This is a genomic window from Capnocytophaga sp. HP1101 (assembly GCF_054772415.1).
Map to the genome: position 1 here is coordinate 1 of NZ_BPUU01000024.1, position 5420 is coordinate 5420.

At 47.0% G+C, this 5420-nt stretch carries 2 tRNA genes and 3 rRNA genes; all 5 read left to right on the forward strand.

Going from position 1 to position 5420, the window contains the following annotated elements:
* Positions 1 to 198 precede the first annotated feature (198 nt).
* The 5 genes from RCZ04_RS11765 to rrf all read left to right on the forward strand — a co-directional run bounded on the left by RCZ04_RS11765 (position 199) and on the right by rrf (position 5419).
* Positions 199 to 1716: ribosomal RNA gene (locus tag RCZ04_RS11765) — 16S ribosomal RNA — on the forward strand.
* A 166-nt stretch (positions 1717 to 1882) separates the two neighbouring features.
* Positions 1883 to 1956: transfer RNA gene (locus tag RCZ04_RS11770), tRNA-Ile, on the forward strand.
* Between the two features lie 90 nt (positions 1957 to 2046).
* A tRNA-Ala gene (locus tag RCZ04_RS11775) sits at positions 2047 to 2120 on the forward strand.
* A gap of 186 nt (positions 2121 to 2306) precedes the next feature.
* A 23S ribosomal RNA gene (locus RCZ04_RS11780) occupies positions 2307 to 5150 on the forward strand.
* A gap of 158 nt (positions 5151 to 5308) precedes the next feature.
* Positions 5309 to 5419, forward strand: a 5S ribosomal RNA gene (gene rrf / locus RCZ04_RS11785).
* Together the 16S, 23S and 5S rRNA genes with 2 tRNA genes alongside form the textbook arrangement of a ribosomal RNA operon.
* Position 5420: the final 1 nt, after the last annotated feature.

A 5420-nucleotide genomic window follows, 5' to 3' on the forward strand; every position in this document is an offset into this window, starting at 1 on the left:
AAAAAAAGTCTCAAAAAATTTTGTGGTGAAAATAAAAGGTATTACCTTTGCACCCGCAAAAGAGGAAGGTAAAGCCTCAAGAGAGCGAATAAACAACACGTACATTGACATAATGTTGTACAGCACAAAAAGATTTAAAGAATCGAGTGAAACCTGAAGTCAATAACTTGGATCGGTTAGAAGATATAAAAGAATTTAACGATGAAGAGTTTGATCCTGGCTCAGGATGAACGCTAGCGGCAGGCCTAACACATGCAAGTCGAGGGGGAAGTTACTTTCGGGTAACAGAGACCGGCGTACGGGTGCGTAACGCGTATACAATCTGCCTTTCACTGGGGGATAGCCCGAAGAAATTTGGATTAATACCCCATAGTATATAGGGACGGCATCGTTTTTATATTAAAGCTTAGGTGGTGAAAGATGAGTATGCGTTCTATTAGTTAGTTGGAGAGGTAACGGCTCCCCAAGGCGATGATAGATAGGGGTTCTGAGAGGGATGTCCCCCACACTGGTACTGAGATACGGACCAGACTCCTACGGGAGGCAGCAGTGAGGAATATTGGACAATGGTCGGAAGACTGATCCAGCCATGCCGCGTGCAGGATGACGGCCCTATGGGTTGTAAACTGCTTTTGTAAGGGAAGAATAAGGGGCACGTGTGCCTTGATGACGGTACCTTACGAATAAGCATCGGCTAACTCCGTGCCAGCAGCCGCGGTAATACGGAGGATGCGAGCGTTATCCGGAATCATTGGGTTTAAAGGGTCCGTAGGCGGGCTTGTAAGTCAGAGGTGAAAGCGCTCAGCTCAACTGAGCAACTGCCTTTGAAACTGCAGGTCTTGAATGATTGTGAAGTAGTTGGAATGTGTAGTGTAGCGGTGAAATGCTTAGATATTACACAGAACACCGATAGCGAAGGCATATTACTAACAATTGATTGACGCTGATGGACGAAAGCGTGGGGAGCGAACAGGATTAGATACCCTGGTAGTCCACGCTGTAAACGATGGATACTAGCTGTTTGGCAGTAATGTTGAGTGGCTAAGCGAAAGTGATAAGTATCCCACCTGGGGAGTACGCACGCAAGTGTGAAACTCAAAGGAATTGACGGGGGCCCGCACAAGCGGTGGAGCATGTGGTTTAATTCGATGATACGCGAGGAACCTTACCAAGGTTTAAATGGAGACTGACAGGCGTAGAGATATGCTTTTCTTCGGACAGTTTTCAAGGTGCTGCATGGTTGTCGTCAGCTCGTGCCGTGAGGTGTCAGGTTAAGTCCTATAACGAGCGCAACCCCTGCCATTAGTTGCTAACGAGTAAGGTCGAGCCCTCTAATGGGACTGCCGGTGCAAACCGAGAGGAAGGTGGGGATGACGTCAAATCATCACGGCCCTTACATCTTGGGCTACACACGTGCTACAATGGCCGTTACAGAGAGCAGCCACTGCGTGAGCAGGAGCGAATCTATAAAGACGGTCACAGTTCGGATCGGAGTCTGCAACTCGACTCCGTGAAGCTGGAATCGCTAGTAATCGGATATCAGCCATGATCCGGTGAATACGTTCCCGGGCCTTGTACACACCGCCCGTCAAGCCATGGAAGCTGGGGGTACCTGAAGACGGTCACCGCGAGGAGCTGTTTAGGGTAAAACTAGTGACTGGGGCTAAGTCGTAACAAGGTAGCCGTACCGGAAGGTGCGGCTGGAACACCTCCTTTCTAGAGAAGACCGACGTTAAAGACAAAGGAAAATTGTCAATTGTCAATTATGAATTGTCAATTGCAAAGATTCTTTAAATCTTTGCTGGACAACAATATTATAATGATTGCTGATTAAGGGTTGAATAATTAACCATTAATCATTAAAAGCTAATCATTAAGATGCAGTCTCATAGCTCAGCTGGTTAGAGCGCTACACTGATAATGTAGAGGTCGGCAGTTCGAGTCTGCCTGGGACTACAAAAGAAGCTAAAGAAGGAAATTCTAGGAGCTGAGGAGATACGAATATCGTGAGTCGTAATTCGTAATTCGTAACTCGTCATTAAGCACGGGGAATTAGCTCAGCTGGCTAGAGCACCTGCCTTGCACGCAGGGGGTCAAGGGTTCGAATCCCTTATTCTCCACAAAAATCCCCCTTTGGAGGGGGCAAGGGGAGGTTACTCCTTCGCAAAGTACATTGACATATTGGGATAAAAAGCATAAGAGATCAATAAAGATTTATTGAAAATCTAACAAAACAAAAGAATCAAAGAGAACGAGGTACTTGTCAATTGTCAATTATGAATTGTCAATTGATAAGACTACAAGCGCGAAAAGTTATGTAAGAGCGTATGGGGGATGCCTAGGCTCTCAGAGGCGAAGAAGGACGTGATAAGCTGCGAAAAGTTGCGGGGATTGGCACATACGAGGTGATCCGCAAATATCCGAATGGGGCAACCCAGTACATTGAAGATGTACTACATCGTAAGATGGGCAAACCTGCTGAACTGAAACATCTAAGTAGGCAGAGGAGAAGAAAACAACAGTGATTCCCAAAGTAGTGGCGAGCGAAATGGGAACAGCCCAAACCTATAATGTTACGGCATTATAGGGGTAGTAGGACCCAGTTGTAGGTTGTATTGACGAATTAGAAGTAACTGGAAAGTTACACCATAGAGAGTGATAGTCTCGTACAAGCAAGTCAATATAAATCTTATGGGTATCCTGAGTAGGTCGGGGCACGAGGAACCTTGACTGAATCCGCCGGGACCATCCGGTAAGGCTAAATACTCCTGAGAGACCGATAGTGAACCAGTACCGTGAGGGAAAGGTGAAAAGAACCGTGAATAACGGAGTGAAACAGACCCTGAAACCATACGCTTACAAGCGGTCGGAGCAGCTTAGGCTGTGACGGCGTGCCTTTTGCATAATGAGCCTACGAGTTACTGTTACCAGCGAGGATAAGTATTTCAGATACGAATCCGCAGCGAAAGCGAGTCTGAATAGGGCGACAATAGTTGGTAGTAGTAGACGCGAAACCTGGTGATCTACCCTTGGGCAGGTTGAAGCGCTGGTAACACAGCGTGGAGGACCGAACTGGTTGTCGTTGAAAAGACTTCGGATGACCTGAGGGTAGGGGTGAAAGGCCAATCAAACTGGGAAATAGCTCGTACTCCCCGAAATGCATTTAGGTGCAGCGTTGATTGCAAGTTTAATAGAGGTAGAGCTACTGATTGGATGCGGGGGTTTCATCGCCTACCAATTCCTGACAAACTCCGAATGCTATTAAATATGATCAGCAGTGAGGGTATGGGTGCTAAGGTCCATATCCTAAAGGGAAAGAACCCGGACCATCAGCTAAGGTCCCCAAATATATGCTAAGTTGACCAAACGCGGTCTGACTGCACTGACAGCTAGGATGTTGGCTTGGAAGCAGCCATACATTTAAAGAGTGCGTAACAGCTCACTAGTCGAGCGGTTGGGCATGGATAATAAACGGGCATAAGCATATTACCGAAGCTATGGGGTTATTACTAAAGTAATATACCGGTAGGGGAGCATTCTATAGGCGTTGAAGCTAAAGGCGTGAGCCATAGTGGAGCCGATAGAAAAGAAAATGTAGGCATAAGTAACGATAAGGCAGGCGAGAAACCTGCCCGCCGAAAGATCAAGGTTTCCTCAGCTATGCTAATCAGCTGAGGGTTAGTCGGGGACTAACGCGAACCCGAGAAGGGGTAGTGGATGTACAATGGGTTAATATTCCCATACCATTGACTCAACAAAAGTGACGGAATGAGATAGCTACCGCGTACTGACGGAATAGTACGTTTAAGGAGTTGTTATGACTTCGAAAGTACACTGAGGCCTCGGCCGAGGTGAGTGTGGCGACAACGTTTCCAAGAAAAGCGAGAGTTAATGCCCGTACCGTAAACCGACACAGGTGATTGGGATGAGAATTCTAAGGCGCTCGAGAGATTCATGGCTAAGGAACTAGGCAAAATAGACCTGTAACTTCGGGAGAAAGGTCGCCTATCTAGCGATAGGCCGCAGTGAAAAGGTCCAAGCGACTGTTTATCAAAAACACAGGACTCTGCAAAATCGAAAGATGAGGTATAGGGTCTGACACCTGCCCGGTGCTGGAAGGTTAAGAGGAGAGCTTAGCGGTAATGCGAAGGTTTGAATTGAAGCCCCAGTAAACGGCGGCCGTAACTATAACGGTCCTAAGGTAGCGAAATTCCTTGTCGGGTAAGTTCCGACCTGCACGAATGGTGTAACGATTTGGACACTGTCTCGGCCATGAGCTCGGTGAAATTGTAGTATCGGTGAAGATGCCGATTACCCGCAGTGGGACGAAAAGACCCTGTGCACCTTTACTATATCTTCGTATTGGTCTTGGATAAGTGATGCGTAGGATAGGTGGGAGACTAAGAAGCGGCTATTCCGGTAGTTGTGGAGTCATTGTTGAAATACCACCCTTTGCTTATCTGAGGTCTAACCCTGAATATATCAGGGGACAATTCGTGGAGGGTAGTTTGACTGGGGTGGTCGCCTCCAAAAGAGTAACGGAGGCTTCTAAAGGTTCCCTCAGCACGCTTGGTAACCGTGCGTAGAGTGCAATGGCATAAGGGAGCTTGACTGAGAGACCCACAAGTCGATCAGGTACGAAAGTAGAGCATAGTGATCCGGTGGTTCCGTATGGAAGGGCCATCGCTCAAAGGATAAAAGGTACGCCGGGGATAACAGGCTGATCTCCCCCAAGAGCTCACATCGACGGGGGGGTTTGGCACCTCGATGTCGGCTCGTCACATCCTGGGGCTGGAGAAGGTCCCAAGGGTTGGGCTGTTCGCCCATTAAAGTGGCACGCGAGCTGGGTTCAGAACGTCGTGAGACAGTTCGGTCTCTATCTACTGTGGGCGTTAGAAATTTGCGTGGATCTGACTCTAGTACGAGAGGACCGAGTTGGACGCACCACTGGTGTATCTGTTGTCTTGCCAAGGGCATAGCAGAGTAGCTAAGTGCGGATGGGATAAGTGCTGAAAGCATATAAGTACGAAACCCGCCACAAGATGAGATTTCTTTTAAGGGTCGTGGGAGATGACCACGTTGATAGGTTACAGGTGTAAAGGTGGTAACATCATAGCCGAGTAATACTAATCACCCGTAAACTTTTCGCGCAGCATTCTTTTTTACAAAGCGTTAGTTAATTGTGAATTGTCAATTATCAATTGAATTATGTTTTTTATCCTTATATGTTAAAATATCATTAGGAAGCAGTTAGGAAATAGAAATTAGGAATTAGCATCACAACACTATCTCCTAACTCCTAAAAATTTAAGGTGGTTATAGTCAAAGGTCTCACCTCTTACCATTCCGAACAGAGCAGTTAAACCTTTTAGCGCAGATGGTACTACGGACATCGTGGGAGAGTATGTCGCCGCCTTCTT